The organism is Vibrio splendidus, assembly GCF_003345295.1.
In the GTDB taxonomy this organism is placed as follows: domain Bacteria; phylum Pseudomonadota; class Gammaproteobacteria; order Enterobacterales; family Vibrionaceae; genus Vibrio; species Vibrio splendidus_K.
This window is the reverse complement of record NZ_CP031056.1, coordinates 1,629,167-1,647,455: the sequence shown is the minus strand read 5'-3', so window position 1 is coordinate 1,647,455 and position 18,289 is coordinate 1,629,167. Positions and strand designations below refer to the sequence as shown.

The window sequence follows — 18,289 nt, the reverse complement described above, 5'->3', positions numbered from 1 at the left end:
AAAAGGAAAAACGATGAACACAGTACTTTCCCCAATTGAAGCGAGAATTATCGGTTGCTTGATCGAGAAAGAAGTCACTACCCCGGATCATTACCCGTTAACCTTAAACAGCTTAACGACTGCATGTAACCAAAAGAGTAACCGTGAGCCAGTTCTCTCTCTGTCTGAGTCGGACGTTTTAGATGCGGTTGATGGTTTGATAGCTCGCCGCATGGTGAGTGATGAGAGCAGCTTCAATAGCCGTGTTAATAAGTATCAGCATCGTTTCTGTAATACTGAATTTGGGGATTTGCAATTTACAGAGCAAGAGCGCGCAATCATCTGCTGTATGCTGCTTCGTGGGGCGCAAACGCCTGGCGAACTGCGCACTCGTACTGGTCGTCTTGCTAATTTTAGTGATGTGAAAGAGGTTGAAGCGACACTCGATAAATTAGCCGTAAGAGAAGCGGGCGCTTTAGTCGTGAAGTTACCACGTGAAGCGGGTAAACGCGAATCACGCTACCAGCACTTATTGAGTGGTGAAGTGGATGTTGAAGCGTTTGCGACGGCATCGGTAAGTGCGGCTGCACCTTCTGCGACAAGCGAAAAGTTTGAAGAACTTGAATCAGAAGTCGCAAGCCTACGTGAAGAAGTGGCAGAGCTTAAGGCTCTGGTTGAATCACTGCTTTAGATGTCTGAGTCTGATAAAAATGCGGATTGGGTCGTGTACTTAATCCGCAATCGTCACAATGCCCTTTATTGTGGCGTGACGAATAATTTAGAACGTCGATTTGAACAACATCAAACCGGTAAAGGCGCCAAAGCTTTAAAAGGTAAAGGCCCGCTTAAGCTAGTTTGGAGTTTTGGTGTTGGGTCAAAAAGTGAGGCGTTGAAAACCGAATACGCGATCAAGCAACTACCAAAATCTCGCAAAGAAAAACTGGTATCACTTAAACTGATTATTGAGTGGCAACAAGGCAGAATTCAATATATCGAAGTCTCATAATTCATAGCCAAAATGTTTGTTATTGATTAAATCTTAATAATGTAAATCTTACGCTGGATTATTCTAAGTTATTGATTATATTTATTAATTCATTTTCGTCTTGAGAGCCTTATTTCATCATCTAGCTTGTTGTTACTAATCTCCATTCCAAATTAATATATCGCTCATTTAGAATGTCGTTCTAATTATTATGAGGCGCTATCATTTATCACCGTTGTCCTACATAATATCTTTTAGCCATACAAAGAGATGGTGTCATGCTAGGTTAAAAAATGAGCCAAAGTAGCTCATATAGAACGAGAAAAATATGAAACGTTTATTGATGTTGTTTGGACTTGCCGTATTTTCTGCGTCCGCTCTCTCCCATGGTACTCATGTCCTCAATGGGTACTGGGAATACCAAGATTATCTTTCCAACTTTCCAGAACAAAAAGCACTGACCGATAAAATGGTCGAAGCTGTGCAAAATCATCCTGTGCCATTGAGACGAGTTCAAGACAGGCCTATTACGATTTCAGTCGTGTATCCGGGTCAACAGATCTCTGATTATTGGGTTCGTAATATCCAAGCTTTTGAGAAACGTCTCGATAAGCTGAGAATTCGATATCAAATTAACCAAGTGTTTACACGTGTAAATGCAGATGTCTCTCAACAGAGCATTTCTTTGCAAGAGGCGATTGAAAACAAGACGGACTATCTGATTTTTACGTTAGATACGACGCGTCATCGCAAGTTTATTGAGCACGTGTTGAATTCTACTGACACCAAACTGATTCTTCAAAATATTACGACCCCAGTCCGAGCGTGGGCCGATAGACAGCCATTCATGTATGTGGGTTTTGATCATGCGACCGGTAGTTTGAAACTTGCAAATTATTTTAAAGAAGTTAGCCAACCAGCCAGTAAGTATTCTGTTTTATACTATTCGCAAGGTTACATCAGTGATGCGCGTGGAGATACCTTTATCCATGAAGTGAATACCGGTACTCATTTTGATCTTAAGTCTTCGTTCTACACAAGATCTGATAAAGAAAGTGGTTATCAAGCGGCTAAAATCAGCATAGCGAACGATAAGGATCTAGACTTTATCTATGCGTGTTCAACCGATGTCGCTTTGGGCGCAGTAGAAGCCATTCGTGAATCTGGTCGAGATATCTTAGTTAATGGCTGGGGAGGCGGATCCGCTGAACTTGAAGCCATTGCAGGGGGCGACCTAGATGTCACTGTTATGCGCATGAATGACGATACCGGTATCGCTATGGCAGAGGCAATAAAGTGGGATCTAGCCGGATTGAAAGTTCCTACCGTTTACTCTGGCGAATTTGAAGTAGTGACCAAGGAAGATTCTCCAGAACGTATTTCAGAACTTAAGCAGCGAGCATTTAGGTACTCAGGCCAATAATGAAGAAAAGTTACGCCAGTACACCTAGAAACACTTTAGCTAGACTCATTACGCGTATCATTATTTTAGTGATAGGTGTGATGGCACTTGGCGTGCTTATTCATACTTATGAGACCAGTAGTACCATCGTAAAGCAAGAGACGAATCGAACGGTTAAACAAACCTCAAGCCTCATCCAAAATATGTTTGATTATCGTTTGTCGGTGCTACAAATTCATCAAGACAGTAGCTCACACAGTGAAACACTAAGAGCGTATTTTGCTACTGGCAATAAAGAGGCTTTGAGTTACTTCTTTTTTGGTGTTGACCAAAGTGAACCTGATCATGCACCGGATTTGCGTTTTGTGTCTACTCATGATGGTTTGGCTTGGGACGATGGTAATGGCCAGTTTTATGGATTGGACGAGTCCAACTTAAAACATATCTCTGATGAGGTTTCATTTAGTAGTAACTGGCATTTCATTAAAGTGATAACCGATATTGGTAAGCGTCATTTGTTGGCTCGCCGAACCCCTATTGTGGATAACAAAACAGGGGAGGTTCTTGGCCAGCTCTATATCGCGATCGTACTCGATAATAACTTCTCGCTCGCAGAATCGATCCAACAGGGAAGCAATTGCGAGAACATCGTTATTGAAGCGCACGGTACACCGGTTACGTCAACATTCAGTGGCGATGAAAGTTACACAATAACGGATATTCTCAACTACAAAATGTACGAGCAATTGCCTCGCCATTTCGTCACCATCGCAACTATTAAGATCAATGCTGTTGAAACGCCTCTCATCATTCGAGCTGTCCAAAAGAACACGAACTTCATTGCGTTAGAAGAGAACTATGAGCGTGCGATCATTGTTGTGATTGTGGTGATCATATTGATGTCTTTCTTTGCACGAACTTGGATTCAAAGAAAGGTGGCGGCTGAACTCGATAAGTTGATGGACTTTACTCGATCAGCAAGTGACGGCGAGGAGTACAACAAGTTCGATGGCTCCAAGATTTTCGAGTTTCACCATATTGGTTGCACCCTTGAGGACACTTTTGAACGTTTATCCGAACAGAACCAAAAGTTCCAAGATCTCTTTAACTTTGCTCATTCACCTATCTTGGTTTGGTCTGATAAAGGTGACTTAATTCAGATGAACCCCGCTGCTCGTATGGCGCTATTTGACGCCGATGATAACTACGGAGCGGTGGCTCAAGAGTTTGAGCATTGCATGCTACCGAATATCCATATGGTGGTTCAAGGTTCAAAGCTGACGGGCATTAACGTGCCAATTGGTGGGAAGGTATTTCGTTGGAACATGTCTGCAATTCGCGTTGAACACGGCATCACAGGTGTCGTGGTACAAGGCCAAGACATTACTAAGCTCATTGAAGCCGAGAGGCAGGCCGATCGAGCAAGAGAAGAAGCTGAGCACCTTGCGAATGTACGTGCAGATTTTCTAGCTAAGATGAGCCATGAAATTCGTACACCGCTTAATGGTATTCTTGGTGTTTCTCAGTTACTGAAGCGCTCTATACACAGTGAAGATAACCGTGAACAGGTGGATGTACTTTGTAATAGTGCGGAACATTTGCTGGCGGTACTTAACGATATCTTGGACTTCTCAAAGATAGAGCAGGGGCAGTTCAATATTCAAAAGAAAGACTTCCGTTTGGGGGAGCTGGTTAATACATTAGACAGTATCTACCGTCCGCTTTGTGGGGATAAATCGATCGCGTTTACTATTGTGAATCACTTGGCTGATGACATTGAAATAAACACCGACCAAGTGCGCCTGAATCAAATCATGTTTAATTTGGTGAGTAACGCTCTTAAGTTCACTCACCAAGGCGGTATTTCCGTTAGTTTTGAACTCGAAAGTATCTTTAACTCAGATCATGCGAGTTTGATCGTTCGAGTGAAAGATACCGGTATTGGTATTGATGAAAGCAAGATTGACGCTGTGTTTGAACCCTTTGTTCAAGCAGAAGAGACCACGACTCGTGAATATGGTGGGACAGGGCTGGGCTTAACGATTGTACAAAATCTGGTCGATATGCTGGAAGGGGACATTCAAGTCCGCAGTGAGATAAACCAAGGTTCGGAGTTCATTATAGAAATTCCAGTGGAAGTGCACTCTAAGCCGCTATTGGGCGTGAAGCAACAAGCTGATATCGAACCAGAGGCGTTGTTTAGTCGATCTTTGAGCGTATTGCTGGTGGAAGACAATCACACCAATGCCTTTATTGCGCAGGCTTTCTGCAAAAAATATGGCATGGTGGTGACATGGGCAAAAGACGGTTTAGAAGCGCTAGAAATGGCTAAGGCGACAACCTATGATCTAATTTTGATGGATAGCCAACTTCCCAATCTTGGTGGCGTTGAAACTACTCAGCAACTTAGGGATGATATTGGCGTTACAGCCCCGATTTACGCGTGTACCGCTGATGCTCAAGCGTCGACAAGAGATAGCTTTATGGCTGCAGGGGCTAATTACGTGATTGTAAAACCCATTAAAGAAGAGTCGCTACATCAAGCATTTGTTCATTTTAAAAACTCACATTGGGATGTAACGAACCACTGTTCTAAACCTTGAAAGTGCGATAGAACAAGTGCTGTGAATAAACTTTACTTGAACACGCATTTATACAAAGCCGGCAACAAATGCTTGCTCCAACAGCAGCGTTTTTAACTCGTCACTCATATCTAGGTGTTCAGGGAACTGAATGCCTAATAGCCAACCTTGGCCTTGTCTTTTTTTGCTCACTACGTTGTAGATCAGTTCGCTATCTAAGTACTCACTTAAGACAGAGTTTACTTGTATCTTCCAACCAATATCGATATCGGATTGCTGGGTAATAAAGACGCCGCAGCCTGAGACTGAAAAATCGACCAGGGTGGCATCTAATGACAAAGTATCAAAAGTAACTTCACAGCTGAGTCGTACCTTATATCTTTCGTGTTCACGGATAGGCTTGGTCGCAAAGCTTGAAGGCGGACGAAGGAAAATAAGATGTGCAGGCGAGGTGATATGAGCCAGTACGTTGGTTTTAAACGCGACAATGTGCCCAAGTTCGGTGTCGGTGATGGCACGAACAATAATATCCACGTTGATGAGTTTTCTTAGCGTCAGTGCTTCTGTCGCTTTTTGTGACAGCTCAAGGATAAGGTATTGTTCTTCTTTGTGTCCGATATAGAGTGTAGTGATCTGGATCGAGTCGTCTGGGCCAAATTCTAATACACCTGCTGTTTTTGTACCGGGTTTGAGGTATCTAAACAGTTCTAAGTTTTTATCTTTATGCATATTCGTTACTGAACAATGTTAATCGTCTGATAAAATAATATAACGTCCTGATAAAACTATGTCATTAGTTTCATTGAGGTAATTTGCATTGTTTGTTCAAAAAGTGAATCGCTGTCCCAAGTAAACAACGGCTTACTCTTGTCGTAAAACAAGATACACTGCTGACAGATATATACTTGATGGAGAAATAGTAAATGGAACTGGAAACCTTATTAAATACTCTGGCTGAAACCCCAGAAAGCGTGCAATTTGAAGATACAATGCAAGTGATCGAAGCTCACTATGTTTTTGCGGAGAGTGAATTTCGCAATGGTGAAGTGGTAAATACCGCAGGGCAGAATAATGGCTCGTGTAAGATTTTTGCTTTTGGTTTAGAGCAAGGTTTATCAGCGGAGCAAACACTTGCTTGTTTTGGTCAATTTTATCGTAACGACGTGCTAGGTTTTCCAGAGAACACCGACCATCAAAATATTCGTAACTTCATGGTTCATGGTTGGAACGGTATACAGTTTTCTCAACCTGCGCTGGTTGCAAAAACGAAGTAGACACTAACCAAATAAAGCTCAGTATGTTGAAGCGAGAAACAACCTCTCGCTTTTTTGTCTATGTTGAACCGGTACGTAACCTGCGGAATAGGTTCTAAACTACTTAACAGGTAACCTACTGAATAGGCAGTTCAGACAAGCATTTACGGCACAGACATACTCTAGCTTTTGGAATATCGCTAGTATCACGCTTTTCTAGTTCAAAACACCAACACGTCTTTTTGCCCGCACTGATATCGCATTGAGCTGGCCCATTACACTGCGGACATTGGTGAGTCGAACTAACACCAGTAAGATTATCCATAACCGACGTTTGCTCTTCTTCAGATAAGCCTTTCCAGCCTATAATTTCATCCATTGTTCGAAAGCAGCCACTGCACATACCGCCATTATTTTTACAAGCCGCTCGGCAAGGTGTTTTCATTTATCTAACCTGTGATTCATTTGGGCTGAAATGTAGCATATTTGTTTCTTCTTGAAGAGCCGTTAGGCTAAGAAATTACTCAGTTAAATTTAGAAATGACCTCGTAATTTTTAGGCTTTTCATGTAGCATCTCGCCCCTTTTGTTGAGTGGGGGATATTATGTTTATTGGATTTGATTATGGAACAGCGAACTGTTCTGTCGCGGCAATGGTTGATGGAAAACCAAGCCTGTTACCGTTAGAAGGTAACAACCACTATATTCCCTCAACCGTGTTTGCTCCAACTCGAGAAAGCGTTTCTGAGCATCTATTTCGCCATTTGAATATCAAACCGAGTGATGCGGTTGGTGAGCAAGTGTTACGACGTGCTATTGCTTTGAATCGAGAAGAGAGTATCGATTTGGTGCCAGAAGATATGGCGTTTGGTCAGGCGGCGTTGGATCTTTACTTAGAAGACCCTCGCGATGTTTATTACGTAAAATCCCCTAAGTCTTTTCTTGGCGCAAGCGGGTTACATGATGTTCAGGTGAGTTTCTTCGAAGATTTAGTGTGCGCCATGATGGCAAATATTAAACACCAAGCAGAACTCACGACTCAAGATCAGATTAAACAAGCTGTTATCGGTCGACCAATTAACTTCCACGGTCGAGGCGGTGAAGAAGCAAACCGACAAGCTGAAGACATACTCTCACGCGCAGCTAAGCGTGCAGGCTTCCTTGATATCGCTTTTCAATTTGAACCAGTAGCCGCAGGCCTTGATTACGAAAGTACCCTGACTGAAAACCAAACGGTATTGGTTGTGGATATTGGCGGTGGTACCACCGATTGCTCATTGCTAGAAATGGGGCCAACTTGGTCGGGTAAAGCGGACCGAACCCAGAGTTTGTTGGCTCACAGCGGGCAAAGGGTAGGGGGTAATGACCTTGATATCTACCTTGCCTTCAAACAACTGATGTCACCTTTCGGTATGGGCAGCAAAGGCATTTCGGGTATCGATATGCCACTGACTCAATTCTGGAATCCAATTGCGATCAATAATGTCGAAGCTCAAAAGAACTTCTATTCTCGCGAAAACCTAGCGGCCTTGAAGTTACTTCGTAAAGAAGCGTCAGACCCTCAAAAGCTAGAGCGTTTGATGAGGGTTTATCATGACACTCTAGGCTATAGCATTGTACGCAGAGCGGAAGAAGCCAAAATTGCACTAGCAGAATCTTCTCAATATCGAGCTGCGATTAATGTTGCTTCTGAATTAGTCGAAGTGGACATTTCCGTTGAGCAGATGGTTGAAGCTATTGAATCGCCAAAGTCTAAGATGATTGAGTTGGTTAAAGAAGCCATGCAACAAGGCCAGAAAAAGCCAGACGTAATTTACATGACAGGTGGTTCAGCTCGTTCACCTATACTTCGTGAAGCCGTACAACAAGCAGTGCCTAACGTACCTATCGTGAGTGGTAATTACTTCGGTTCAGTAACTTCAGGTTTAGCTCGTTGGGCTGAGGTTTGCTTCAAATAAGAGTCCAATGATGAGTTATTAGGGTAACCAGTCGCTGATTGGTTGCCCTTTTTTTGTGTTTGGCTTTAATGAATTTTCGCTAAGGTACTTTTATCTTCTCTAAAGTGGGAATTGTTTCACACGATTAAATATTTCAATCAGATTCTCAGTGTTACAAAATGTTTCAAGGTTAAGGTTTTGTCATGTAATGGTCTGACGAGTAAATTTTAATTTTGATTTTTAATGTTTATTTGATGACTAGAAAATCAAAAATATTGATAGATTTATCTCAATAAATACCAAGTTACGCTTGTGATTTTATTTGTATGATATTGTTTATAAGGTTTTTTTTGATTTTTATAGTGTGATTTTTTTTATTTTATATATTTTAATGCAACTTTTTTGTCATTCGTATATTAGTGTTTGCCTACTTGTTAAATGCAGGTAACAACTTCTCCGTAAGCACGAGGTTGTTAGTGAATAACTCACCCAGTTACATAATGGATATGACAATGAATAAGAAACTTTTAGCGCTAGCAATTTCTGGTGCAGTATTTGGTACACAGGCAGTTGCTGTAGAACTTTACAACGAAGACGGCACAACATTCTCTGTTGGTGGTCACGTATCAGTTGCAGTTGGCGACGTGAACAGCGCTGACCGTCAAAACAGCGATGATATCGGTGTAGAGTCTGTTTCTCCACGTATCAACTTCGGTGCAACTCACGAGCTTGGCAACGGCTTTACTGCTGACGCTAAAGGTGAATGGGCGCTAAACATGCTTGACGGTGGTGAAGAGTCATTCACAACTCGTCTTGGCTACGTTGGTCTTTCTCACGACGATTACGGTCGTGCAGCAGTAGGTACTCAATGGGCACCTTACTACAACGTTGCTGGCGTAGCAGATATGCCAATCGCATTCGCGAATGACTTCATCTACGAAGATCACGGTAACCTAGGTACTGGTCGTGGTGAAGAGATGGTGAGCTACGGCAACGCTATCGATTTCGGTAACGCAGGCTCTCTAAGCGCAGCTGTTGCTTGGCAAGGTCGTAAGGTTGATGGCGCAACTACATACGGTAACCGTGGTCAAGTTGCATTGAACTACGCAATTGCTGACTTCACTGCAAACTACGCATACAACACCGGTGATGTAGACTACGCTCTTCGTGGTTCACAAACTGCTGACTCTCACGTATTAAGTGCAACTTACGGTTCATACGGCGCGGAAGGTCTTTACCTTGCTGGTGTATACGCAATGAACAACTACATGAACTCTGCGAAAGTAGGTTCTGCTAGCATCGCACTAGAAGAGACAGTAGCTATTGAATTACTAGCTTCTTACGCACTTTCTAACAGCCTTAACCTAAGCGTTAACTACGAAGCGGTAGAAGACGACAAGAACAGCGAAACTGTATACAGCACTTCAGCTCTACAAGCTGAATACAACTTCACATCTCAGTTCGTAGGCTTTGCTGGTTACCAGTTCGACCTACAAGGTTCTGGCGTGTATAAAGAAAAAGCTGACGACCAATGGCTACTTGGTGCTCGTTACTACCTATAAGTCGCAGACTTATTTAGCATAGTGTTTACTCCTTAAGTTTACCTTTTAGGATACTGTCCTAGACACCATGCTAAGCCCTCTCAAGCCTTTTGGTTTGAGAGGGCTTCTTTCGTATGAATGCTCTTCAAATTTAAAGCCCTCCTTTAGTTCCATTTTCTCTAATTTATGTAAGCCGATGACTCTATTTCTGGTGGGTCGGTCGAGATATACACCTATATCAACCTAAAAGTATTCAAATCAATGAATTGAGCTCAAGATCAGAATTTAGAGATCGGTAATCATCTTGTCGAAGACTCTCATTTTATGATGCGCTAAACTCTGCTCTCTAAAAATAGTTCAGGGATAAACTATGAGCAGCGTTGTAGATCAGAAGCAATTGATGAATTCGAAACGAACAGCAACCCCAACAAAAGTACTGTGTGTTGGGCGTAACTATGTCGATCACATTGAAGAACTTAACAATGCGATCCCTGACTCTATGGTGGTTTTCAATAAGCCGAGCACCAGCGTTACTTCCTCTCTGTCTTCTTTTCATCAAGAAGCGCTGCACTACGAAGCAGAGATCTGTTTTATTGTTGAAAACGGTGAATATTCTGCAGTGGGATTCGGCTTAGACCTTACCAAGCGTGAGTTGCAAAGCAGTTTAAAAGCCAAAGGTTTACCTTGGGAGCGTGCCAAAGCCTTTGATGGTTCCGCTGTCTTTAGTCGCTTTGTTCCCGTTGATAATTTTGATCTCTCTGAGTTAAACCTAGAATTATTTATTAACTGTGTCCGCGTTCAAAAGGGTCACGTTGAGCAGATGCTGTATTCTCCACAGACTATCCTAGAAGAGTTGTCTTCTTACACGACTTTGCTTGATGGCGATGTTGTAATGACAGGTACCCCAAAAGGTGTTGGTGAGGTCCATCGAGGTGATATCTTCCTTGGCCGTCTAAAGTGTGGTGAAACGACATTGATTGAGATCGAGTGGGTAGCAAGTTAAGTAGTCTTTTCTATTTGGTTAATAAATTTGCTTTGTTGTTCGTTGATGGTATTTAATTCGAATATTTTACTATCCTACAACCAATTGCATCTGGAAGGGTGTTGGTAATTGATATAAAATCCGCCTCCGTTTTTATCAATACTGAAACCCATGATCGACTTAGCCATACTACCTGTTTACCTGACTGCCGTTGTTGCACTTCTCCTTTTGCCTGGCCCTGATATGTTACTCATCGCGAGCTCAAGTATGAGCTATGGCCGCAAGGTTGGTGTGTTTGCAAGTTTGGGTAACGCGACTTCCGGAATTATCCTGACAGTATTGGCAGCAATGGGTGTTTCAGCATTGATTGCGATGAGTCCAGTGGCGTTAAAAGCGCTGCATCTGTTAGGCGGTACCTACTTATTAAAAATGGGGTGGGATTGTCTTCGAACAGAGCAGGGCAATGCGCCTGAGTTAAGCGACAACTTTGCTGCAAAAGCCTACTATCAACGAGCATTGATTAGTAACCTGCTTAACCCTAAAGCGTTGGTTTTCTTTGTGATGTTCTTACCACAGTTTGTGTCGACGAATATTGAAGCGACTTCTGGTGAACAGATGCTCGTTCTGGGTTTATTGTTAAATGTTCTCGGCTTAACGTTCAACTTTTTGCTGGTGGCTTTAGTGGGTACGATTGGTAAGTCTCTCGTAGAGAATGCTAAGTTTCGTACCTATCAACAGAAAGTCATGGGCGGAGTCTTCATCGTGTTGGCTATCTGGATGTTGTCTTCTTTCTTTACTTCGTAGACGAATCAACCCAAACATCTTCTCGCGGTTAGCCGCTGAGACAAAAATGGACGCTTTGAGCGTCCATTTCTTATTCCTAGCAGTTACATATTGCACTTTATAGAACTGATGTTTTGAAAACGATGATTCACTAAGCGTTCAACTCTTGCTGGTGTTGTTCAATCAGTTTATTCATGTCTTCTTCACCGCGTAGGCGAGTGTCTTCGTATGTTTCTGTCCCTTCGAACTTTGTTACCGTCTCATAATAGACTTTCACTTTTGGTTCTGTGCCTGAAGGTCGGACGATAATGCGTGTGCCATCTTCTAGGTGATAGATGAGAACATCACTTGAAGGCAGGTTAATCGCTTCAGTATTGCCACCAATGACGAAGCGCAAAGAAGACTGCAGATCTTCAATCACAGCGATAGCAACACCGTTTATTGCTTTAGGTTGTGCCGCTCTGAGTTTAGAACCAATTGATGGTGAATCTGGGTCAAGAGCAATGCTTCGCTGCGCGTTGGTATGAACACCATGTTCAAATGAAATTTGAGCGAGAAGATCCCAAACGGTTCGGCCTTGAGATTTTAACTCCTCAACTAATTGAGCAAACACGACGATAGCCGATAGCCCATCTTTATCTCGTACCTGAGTGCCGATTGTGTAGCCAAGGGCTTCTTCATAGGCGAACAAGAACTCATTCTGTTCATCCTCCAACTGCATCCCAATATTCGCCAACCATTTAAAGCCCGTTAGCGTTTGGAAGTAAGTCGCACCGTGGGATTGAGCCACTTTTTCAAGCAGAGTTGAAGACACGATGCTGTTACCAACTAACTGGTTTTTGGTATGCGGCTTCGACAACAAGTAATGCGCGAATAGCACGCCGACTTGATCGCCCGTTAGCATTTTATAGGAAGCATCATCAGTTCTAGCTGTATCGTCAGTTCTGACCGCAACGGCGAATCGATCTGCATCTGGATCGTTGGCACAAGCTATGTCGGCATCGACACTTTTTGCGAGGTTAATAACGAGATCCATTGCCCCTTTTTCTTCGGGGTTCGGGAAGTTCACGGTTGGGAAGTTACCATCAGGCTCTCTTTGTTCAGCCACACTGAATACCTTGTGGAATCCAGCATCGTGAAGAAGATCTTCCGCCATTTTTGCCCCCACCCCATGCATTGCCGTGTAGGTGATGGTGGTATTCGCCGATTCAAGAGTGTTATTCACGTGCGGACTTTGATTAATAGCAGCACGGTACGTTTGATAATAACCTTCAGTTAACCACACCAGCTTACCTTGCGCTTCAGCATCACTTAGGCTCATTAATGGGATTGGCTTGGTTGAAGCGACATCGATTTCGCCGGCAATGCCTGCATCGTGAGGGGGAATGATTTGAGCGCCATTCTCCCAGTATACTTTGAAGCCATTGTATTCCGGCGGGTTGTGGCTCGCCGTAACAACAACAGCGCCAGCTGCGTTGAAATGCTCAATACCAAAAGCAACAATAGGGGTTGCTGCGACATCGGAGGTTAGGTACACCTTAATGCCCAATGCGGTGAGCACAGAAGCTGTATCAATGGCGAATTGTTTTGAATCTAAACGCCCGTCATAACCGACAACGACGCCACGAATCGAGGCATTGGCGACATGTTCAATCAAGTAATGGCCAAGGCCTGTTGCCGTTTCTTGTATCACCAAGCGGTTCATTCTATTTGGACCGCATCCGACTTTGCCTCGTAAGCCCGCCGTTCCGAATTCCAATCGTTGACTAAAGCGGTCTTCTAGTTCGTCGTGCATTCCCTCATCGATGAGGTGTTGAAGCTCTTCACGAGCTCTTGGGTCTGGGTCTCTCGCTAACCAGTTCATAGCATCTTGCATAATTACTAAACCTTTTCATATCGGGATGTCTTTCTGTTGATTTAATTTAAGTGATATTGATTATCATTTCCATGAAAGCAATCGTAAAACTCGATTTAAAATAAATTCCAACAGCAAGGGAAGGGCATATGGATAAAGCAACTTCAAATAATTGACTGTTTAGTAAGTAAACTTACCTTGAACAATTGGATATCACTAACTAGCCTTTTACATAAATATAACAAAATTTAACAAATTCGCCGTTTTTGAATCTTTCATGGAAACTTCCAACGCTTATGAGCCGTATTAGATCTTAGGTTGATATGAGGTCAGCAGCCCGTTTACAGGCTAGTTCCATGTGAGTTGTAGATTGAGATTCAGCCTTTCATGTGCAGCCGGGATAACAATGAATGTTGTTCAGCTCGCAACGACATTTAGGTCGCAAGTATCCAATTAGGAAGGATAAGGAGAGATCTTTTGAAAAGATTACTGGTTAGGCTAGGGTGGCTTTTGAAAAGTTTTGTTGTGGTTTTGGTATCGCCTTTGGTGCATGCCAGCACTGAATACAACATGACTCAAGGTGTCACTGAGATCAGCGGTAAGGTGTATGAACTTCATATGTTGATCTTCTACATCTGTTGCGCGATCGCTTTCGTTGTTTTTGGTGTGATGTTTTATTCGATTCTGAGACACCGTAAGTCGAAGGGCGCGGTTGCAGCTCATTTTCACGAAAGTACCAAAGTCGAAATTCTTTGGACCATCATTCCTATTATTATCCTCATCGCTATGGCGATACCCGCCACTAAAACCTTGATAGCGATGGAAGACACCTCCCAATCAGATCTGACCGTTAAAATCACAGGGTCACAATGGAAATGGCATTACAGCTATTTTGGTGAAGACGTTGAGTTTTTCAGCCTCCTAGCAACCAGTGACAAAGAGATTGAAGGCATCGAAGTGAAAGGCGCGCATTACCTGCTAGAGGTTGATAAGCCGCTTGTACTGCCTGTCAATCGTAAAGTCCGCTTTTTGATGACTTCCGATGATGTTATTCATTCATGGTGGGTTCCAGCATTTGCCGTTAAGAAAGATACCATTCCGGGCTTTATCAATGAAGCTTGGACAAAGATAGATGAGCCCGGTGTTTATCGAGGCCAGTGTGCTGAGTTATGTGGCCGTGCTCATGGTTTCATGCCGATAGTGGTACAGGCTATGGAAGAAAACGAGTTTGATGCATGGTTAGCGGAGCAGAAAGAATTGGTGATAGCCGCACAACAAGCTGCGCAAGATGCGCTAGATGCGTCACTTTCCTTAGAAGAATTGAATGCCATCGGTGAAGAAGTTTACAAAACCCGTTGCGCCGTTTGTCATCAAGTCAACGGAGAGGGTATTCCCGGCGCATTTCCTGCCATTAAAGGAAGCCCTATAGCACTTGGTGATGTGGGTGTTCATATCGATACCATTGTTTATGGTCGCGGAGGCACCGCAATGCAGGCATTTGATAATCAATTAACCGAGAAAGAGATTGCTGCGGTAGTGACTTATCAAAGAAATGCTTGGGGTAATGACACTGGCGATGTGGTTCAGGCTTCAGATGTGAACGCTTATAAGGCCAAGCAAGAAGGTGGGTCTGACAACGAACAAAGTGAAACGAACAGTGAACAAGGCTCAACGGATGAGGCACAAAACTATGCTAAGGAGCAGTTATGAGTTCGCCAATCAATAAGCCGGTGAAATCGGCTCCCGCAGAAGATCAAGCACTGAGTCATTCAGCTGAAGGTTCGTTGGACAGCCATGATTTACCTCATGATGATCACGACTCACATGCTGCACCTAAAGGCTGGGCTCGTTGGCTTTACTCAACTAATCACAAAGACATAGGTACACTTTACCTTTGGTTTAGCTTTGCCATGTTCTTAACAGGCGGCGCCATGGCGATGGTGATCCGTGCGGAGTTATTCCAACCGGGGTTACAGCTCGTTGAGCCAGACTTCTTTAATCAGATGACTACCGTTCACGGTTTAATAATGGTGTTTGGTGCCGTGATGCCTGCATTCACAGGTTTGGCTAACTGGATGATCCCAATGATGATTGGTGCTCCAGACATGGCGCTGCCGAGAATGAACAATCTCAGCTTCTGGATTCTGCCTTTTGCTTTTCTAATCTTGATCGGATCTTTGTTTACTGAGGGAGGCGGCCCAAGTTTTGGTTGGACCTTCTACGCGCCACTTTCGACAACTTATGGCCCAGACAGCACCGCGCTATTCGTATTCTCAGTTCATATTATGGGGATCAGCTCGATCATGGGGGCGATTAACGTGATCGTAACCATAGTGAACATGCGCGCGCCGGGTATGACTTGGTTCAAGCTGCCGATGTTCGTATGGACTTGGTTGATTACCGCTTTCTTATTGATAGCCGTCATGCCCGTGCTCGCGGGAGCCGTAACCATGGTACTGACGGATAAGTACTTTGGGACGAGCTTTTTTGATGCTGCGGGTGGCGGGGATCCGGTGATGTTCCAGCATATATTCTGGTTCTTTGGACACCCTGAAGTATACATCATGATTTTACCGTCTTTTGGTATTGTCTCTGCGATAATCCCGGCATTCAGTGGCAAGCGTTTATTTGGTTATCACTCGATGGTGTACGCAACATGCAGTATCGCACTGCTGTCATTCTTAGTGTGGGCGCACCACATGTTCACCACGGGTATGCCAGTATTTGCCGAGCTTTTCTTCATGTATTGCACCATGTTGATCGCCGTGCCTACGGGAGTGAAGGTGTTTAACTGGGTGGCGACGATGTGGCGGGGTGCTTTGACCTTTGAAACACCAATGCTGTTTGCTATTGCCTTTATCGTTCTATTCACGATTGGTGGGCTATCTGGATTGATGCTCGCTATCGTACCTGCCGATTTCCAATACCACGATACCTACTTTGTTGTGGCTCACTTCCACTATGTTCTGGTGACAGGTGCTGTGTTCTCAATTATGGCCGCCGCCTATTATTGGTTGCCGAAATGGACAGGGCATATGTACGACCACAAGCTCAGTCTGTGGCATTTCTGGACATCGGTAGTATCGGTCAATGTGTTGTTTTTCCCAATGCACTTTTTAGGGTTAGCCGGAATGCCGCGTCGTATACCGGATTATGCGATTCAGTTTGCTGATGTTAACCAAGTCGTGTCGATAGGTGGCTTTGCCTTTGGTTTGTCTCAGTTGATCTTCTTATGGTTAGTTATCAAGTGTGTTAGAGGCGGGGAGACTGCGCCAAGCAAGCCTTGGGACCGAGCTGAAGGTCTAGAGTGGACAGTTCCTAGCCCTGCCCCTCACCACACCTTTACTCATCCACCTAAAGTTGATTAGAGGGAAGAGTCATGAGTGATAAACAAAGCGACCTAAATCAAGAGAAGCAGCAGCCAAAGCACCCGTCTAAGAAGCGATCGACTAAGAAGTTGACAGGTTATTTAGTTTTGGGTGTGGTTGCGATGTTTGGCTTCGGTTTCGCTTTGGTTCCTCTGTATGACGTAATGTGTGAAGCCTTGGGGATCAACGGGAAAACCAACACGGTCTCTGCCGTTCAACCTCAGGGAATGCAGCCTGATTACTCTCGTACGGTCCGCGTTGAATTCATGTCGCACATTAAGCCAGATATGCCGTGGCAGTTTTCTCCTGAAGTTCGAGTGTTAGAGGTTCATCCTGGTGAGGTGGTTCAAACTAACTACATTGCCAAAAACCTTTCTGGAACCTCATTGGTTGGCCAAGCTGTGCCATCGGTTTCTCCAGGTATGGGGGCAACTTACTTCAATAAGATGGAATGTTTTTGTTTTAATCAGCAGCCATTGGACGGGCACAAGAGCGCAGAAATGGGGTTGATATTTTACATCGAGCCCGATATTCCAGAATCGATACATACGCTTACGCTCTCTTATACGCTGTTTAACATCACGAGTCAGGTGAGTGGAGAGGCAAGTAAGCCTGGAGTGAGCACATCAACATTGAGCACACTACAATCTGGCTCACCAAAAGCGAGCACACTCGCAAGTAACTAGGGATTTACAGAACCAGTATCAACATAAGGAGTTGAGCGATGAGTTCTAAAAAGGAAGTTTATTTCGTTCCACATCAAAGCCACTGGCCATTGGTGGGTGCCGTAGCGCTGTTTTTGGTCGCGGTTGGCGCTGGCTTGACGGTGCAAAATATGGGCACCGACGCTGCTGGCGGCGTCTTTGGAAAAGCAGTTCTGTTAGTCGGATTTTGTGTGTTGCTTTACATGCTCGCAGGTTGGTTTAGTAATGTGATCACGGAATCATTAAGTGGCGTTTATTCTGAGCAAATATCCCGCTCCTTTAGGCAAGGCATGAGTTGGTTCATCTTCTCTGAGATCATGTTCTTTGGTGCTTTCTTTGGTGCGCTTTTTTACGCTCGTATGATTTCTGTCCCTTGGATTGGTGGTGCGGGCAACAATGCAATGACCCATGAAGTGTTGTGGCCGATGTTTCAATCAATGTGGCCGTTAACGACGACACCTGATGGCGTGACGACAGAAGCGATGTCTTGGCAAGGTATCCCGCTTAAGAACACCATTATCCTGCTGCTTTCCTCTGTGACGCTGCACATGGCACATATCAGTCTTGAACAAAACAAGCGTATGGCTCTGATCGTGTGGCTAGAGATAACCATTGTTCTGGCTGGCTTCTTCCTGTTCTTCCAAGTTGAAGAGTACCTTCATGCTTATCAAGAGATGGGACTGACACTTCAATCCGGTATCTATGGCAATACCTTCTTCTTATTGACCGGATTCCATGGTTTGCATGTCTGTTTGGGAACGATTTTTTTGATTGTGTTACTGGCAAGAGTTGCGAAAGACCACTTCACTCCGAAAGACCACTTTGCGTTCCAAGCGGGCAGTTGGTATTGGCACTTTGTTGATGTGGTTTGGTTAGGGCTGTTTGTGTTTGTTTATGTGCTTTAACGGTTGAGCCTATA

At 43.9% G+C, this 18,289-nt stretch carries 16 protein-coding genes; 13 read left to right on the top strand and 3 right to left on the bottom strand.

From position 1 onward, the window contains the following. Positions 1 to 13 precede the first annotated feature (13 nt). The 4 genes from DUN60_RS22875 (at position 14) to luxQ (ending at position 4,969) form a co-directional block, all read left to right on the top strand. On the top strand, positions 14 to 670 hold the full coding sequence (locus DUN60_RS22875; protein WP_054547119.1) for a YceH family protein: 657 nt from the start codon (positions 14 to 16) through the stop codon (positions 668 to 670). Continuing rightward, positions 671 to 985 (top strand): GIY-YIG nuclease family protein, encoded by a 315-nt coding sequence (locus tag DUN60_RS22870; protein ID WP_065205876.1) that lies wholly within the window; start codon positions 671 to 673, stop codon positions 983 to 985. 307 nt (positions 986 to 1,292) lie between these two features. Beyond that, positions 1,293 to 2,387, top strand: a complete 1,095-nt coding sequence (locus DUN60_RS22865; protein ID WP_114635558.1) for an autoinducer 2-binding periplasmic protein LuxP — start codon at positions 1,293 to 1,295, stop codon at positions 2,385 to 2,387. Continuing rightward, positions 2,387 to 4,969, top strand: a complete 2,583-nt coding sequence (gene luxQ, locus DUN60_RS22860) for a quorum-sensing autoinducer 2 sensor kinase/phosphatase LuxQ (RefSeq protein WP_114635557.1) — start codon at positions 2,387 to 2,389, stop codon at positions 4,967 to 4,969. The genes DUN60_RS22865 and luxQ overlap by 1 nt, the downstream gene beginning before the upstream one ends. Positions 4,970 to 5,017: 48 nt before the next feature. Here the strand turns inward: luxQ and DUN60_RS22855 are convergent, their stop codons facing one another. Next, positions 5,018 to 5,677 carry a PilZ domain-containing protein gene (locus tag DUN60_RS22855; protein ID WP_114635556.1) on the bottom strand — a complete coding sequence of 220 codons (660 nt, stop codon included), beginning with the start codon at positions 5,675 to 5,677 and terminating at the stop codon, positions 5,018 to 5,020. A 194-nt stretch (positions 5,678 to 5,871) separates the two neighbouring features. Here DUN60_RS22855 and DUN60_RS22850 point away from each other — a divergent pair, with 194 nt between their 5' ends. Then, on the top strand, positions 5,872 to 6,222 hold the full coding sequence (locus DUN60_RS22850; RefSeq protein WP_017082477.1) for a HopJ type III effector protein: 351 nt from the start codon (positions 5,872 to 5,874) through the stop codon (positions 6,220 to 6,222). 115 nt (positions 6,223 to 6,337) lie between these two features. Here the strand turns inward: DUN60_RS22850 and DUN60_RS22845 are convergent, their stop codons facing one another. Continuing rightward, entirely contained in the window at positions 6,338 to 6,646 is a 309-nt protein-coding gene (locus tag DUN60_RS22845) for a cysteine-rich CWC family protein (protein WP_114635555.1), read from the bottom strand. 159 nt (positions 6,647 to 6,805) lie between these two features. Here DUN60_RS22845 and yegD point away from each other — a divergent pair, with 159 nt between their 5' ends. The 4 genes from yegD to DUN60_RS22825 all read left to right on the top strand — a co-directional run bounded on the left by yegD (position 6,806) and on the right by DUN60_RS22825 (position 11,464). Then, positions 6,806 to 8,158 carry a molecular chaperone gene (gene yegD / locus DUN60_RS22840; protein ID WP_054547113.1) on the top strand — a complete coding sequence of 451 codons (1,353 nt, stop codon included), beginning with the start codon at positions 6,806 to 6,808 and terminating at the stop codon, positions 8,156 to 8,158. 491 nt (positions 8,159 to 8,649) lie between these two features. Beyond that, positions 8,650 to 9,699 (top strand): porin, encoded by a 1,050-nt coding sequence (locus tag DUN60_RS22835; protein WP_114635554.1) that lies wholly within the window; start codon positions 8,650 to 8,652, stop codon positions 9,697 to 9,699. Between the two features lie 349 nt (positions 9,700 to 10,048). Then, positions 10,049 to 10,681, top strand: coding sequence for a fumarylacetoacetate hydrolase family protein (locus DUN60_RS22830; protein ID WP_065205880.1), 633 nt, complete (start codon positions 10,049 to 10,051; stop codon positions 10,679 to 10,681). A gap of 150 nt (positions 10,682 to 10,831) precedes the next feature. Continuing rightward, the gene (locus tag DUN60_RS22825) at positions 10,832 to 11,464 is read left to right on the top strand and encodes a LysE family translocator (protein ID WP_004730073.1); all 633 of its coding nucleotides are present in this window, start codon (positions 10,832 to 10,834) and stop codon (positions 11,462 to 11,464) included. 130 nt (positions 11,465 to 11,594) lie between these two features. Here the strand turns inward: DUN60_RS22825 and DUN60_RS22820 are convergent, their stop codons facing one another. Beyond that, positions 11,595 to 13,319, bottom strand: coding sequence for a phospho-sugar mutase (locus DUN60_RS22820; RefSeq protein WP_114635553.1), 1,725 nt, complete (start codon positions 13,317 to 13,319; stop codon positions 11,595 to 11,597). Positions 13,320 to 13,775: 456 nt separating this feature from the next. On the opposite strand from DUN60_RS22820, the gene coxB reads away from it, so the two are divergent. From coxB to DUN60_RS22800, 4 genes are read left to right on the top strand one after another with little or no spacing between them, the layout of a single operon-like run. Beyond that, positions 13,776 to 15,008 carry a cytochrome c oxidase subunit II gene (gene coxB / locus DUN60_RS22815; protein ID WP_114635552.1) on the top strand — a complete coding sequence of 411 codons (1,233 nt, stop codon included), beginning with the start codon at positions 13,776 to 13,778 and terminating at the stop codon, positions 15,006 to 15,008. Beyond that, positions 15,005 to 16,666 (top strand): cytochrome c oxidase subunit I, encoded by a 1,662-nt coding sequence (gene ctaD, locus DUN60_RS22810; RefSeq protein WP_017075835.1) that lies wholly within the window; start codon positions 15,005 to 15,007, stop codon positions 16,664 to 16,666. The genes coxB and ctaD overlap by 4 nt, the downstream gene beginning before the upstream one ends. 11 nt (positions 16,667 to 16,677) lie before the next feature. Next, entirely contained in the window at positions 16,678 to 17,352 is a 675-nt protein-coding gene (locus tag DUN60_RS22805; RefSeq protein WP_114635551.1) for a cytochrome c oxidase assembly protein, read from the top strand. A gap of 38 nt (positions 17,353 to 17,390) precedes the next feature. Beyond that, positions 17,391 to 18,275 carry a cytochrome c oxidase subunit 3 gene (locus tag DUN60_RS22800; RefSeq protein ID WP_017094672.1) on the top strand — a complete coding sequence of 295 codons (885 nt, stop codon included), beginning with the start codon at positions 17,391 to 17,393 and terminating at the stop codon, positions 18,273 to 18,275. Positions 18,276 to 18,289: the final 14 nt, after the last annotated feature.

Coding starts and splice junctions, on each gene's coding strand:
- DUN60_RS22875 (WP_054547119.1), top strand. CDS start 14: ATGAACACAGTACTTTCCCCAATTGAAGCGAGAATTATCGGTTGCTTG.
- DUN60_RS22870 (WP_065205876.1), top strand. CDS start 671: ATGTCTGAGTCTGATAAAAATGCGGATTGGGTCGTGTACTTAATCCGC.
- DUN60_RS22865 (WP_114635558.1), top strand. CDS start 1,293: ATGAAACGTTTATTGATGTTGTTTGGACTTGCCGTATTTTCTGCGTCC.
- luxQ (WP_114635557.1), top strand. CDS start 2,387: ATGAAGAAAAGTTACGCCAGTACACCTAGAAACACTTTAGCTAGACTC.
- DUN60_RS22855 (WP_114635556.1), bottom strand. CDS start 5,677: ATGCATAAAGATAAAAACTTAGAACTGTTTAGATACCTCAAACCCGGT.
- DUN60_RS22850 (WP_017082477.1), top strand. CDS start 5,872: ATGGAACTGGAAACCTTATTAAATACTCTGGCTGAAACCCCAGAAAGC.
- DUN60_RS22845 (WP_114635555.1), bottom strand. CDS start 6,646: ATGAAAACACCTTGCCGAGCGGCTTGTAAAAATAATGGCGGTATGTGC.
- yegD (WP_054547113.1), top strand. CDS start 6,806: ATGTTTATTGGATTTGATTATGGAACAGCGAACTGTTCTGTCGCGGCA.
- DUN60_RS22835 (WP_114635554.1), top strand. CDS start 8,650: ATGAATAAGAAACTTTTAGCGCTAGCAATTTCTGGTGCAGTATTTGGT.
- DUN60_RS22830 (WP_065205880.1), top strand. CDS start 10,049: ATGAGCAGCGTTGTAGATCAGAAGCAATTGATGAATTCGAAACGAACA.
- DUN60_RS22825 (WP_004730073.1), top strand. CDS start 10,832: ATGATCGACTTAGCCATACTACCTGTTTACCTGACTGCCGTTGTTGCA.
- DUN60_RS22820 (WP_114635553.1), bottom strand. CDS start 13,319: ATGCAAGATGCTATGAACTGGTTAGCGAGAGACCCAGACCCAAGAGCT.
- ctaD (WP_017075835.1), top strand. CDS start 15,005: ATGAGTTCGCCAATCAATAAGCCGGTGAAATCGGCTCCCGCAGAAGAT.
- DUN60_RS22805 (WP_114635551.1), top strand. CDS start 16,678: ATGAGTGATAAACAAAGCGACCTAAATCAAGAGAAGCAGCAGCCAAAG.
- DUN60_RS22800 (WP_017094672.1), top strand. CDS start 17,391: ATGAGTTCTAAAAAGGAAGTTTATTTCGTTCCACATCAAAGCCACTGG.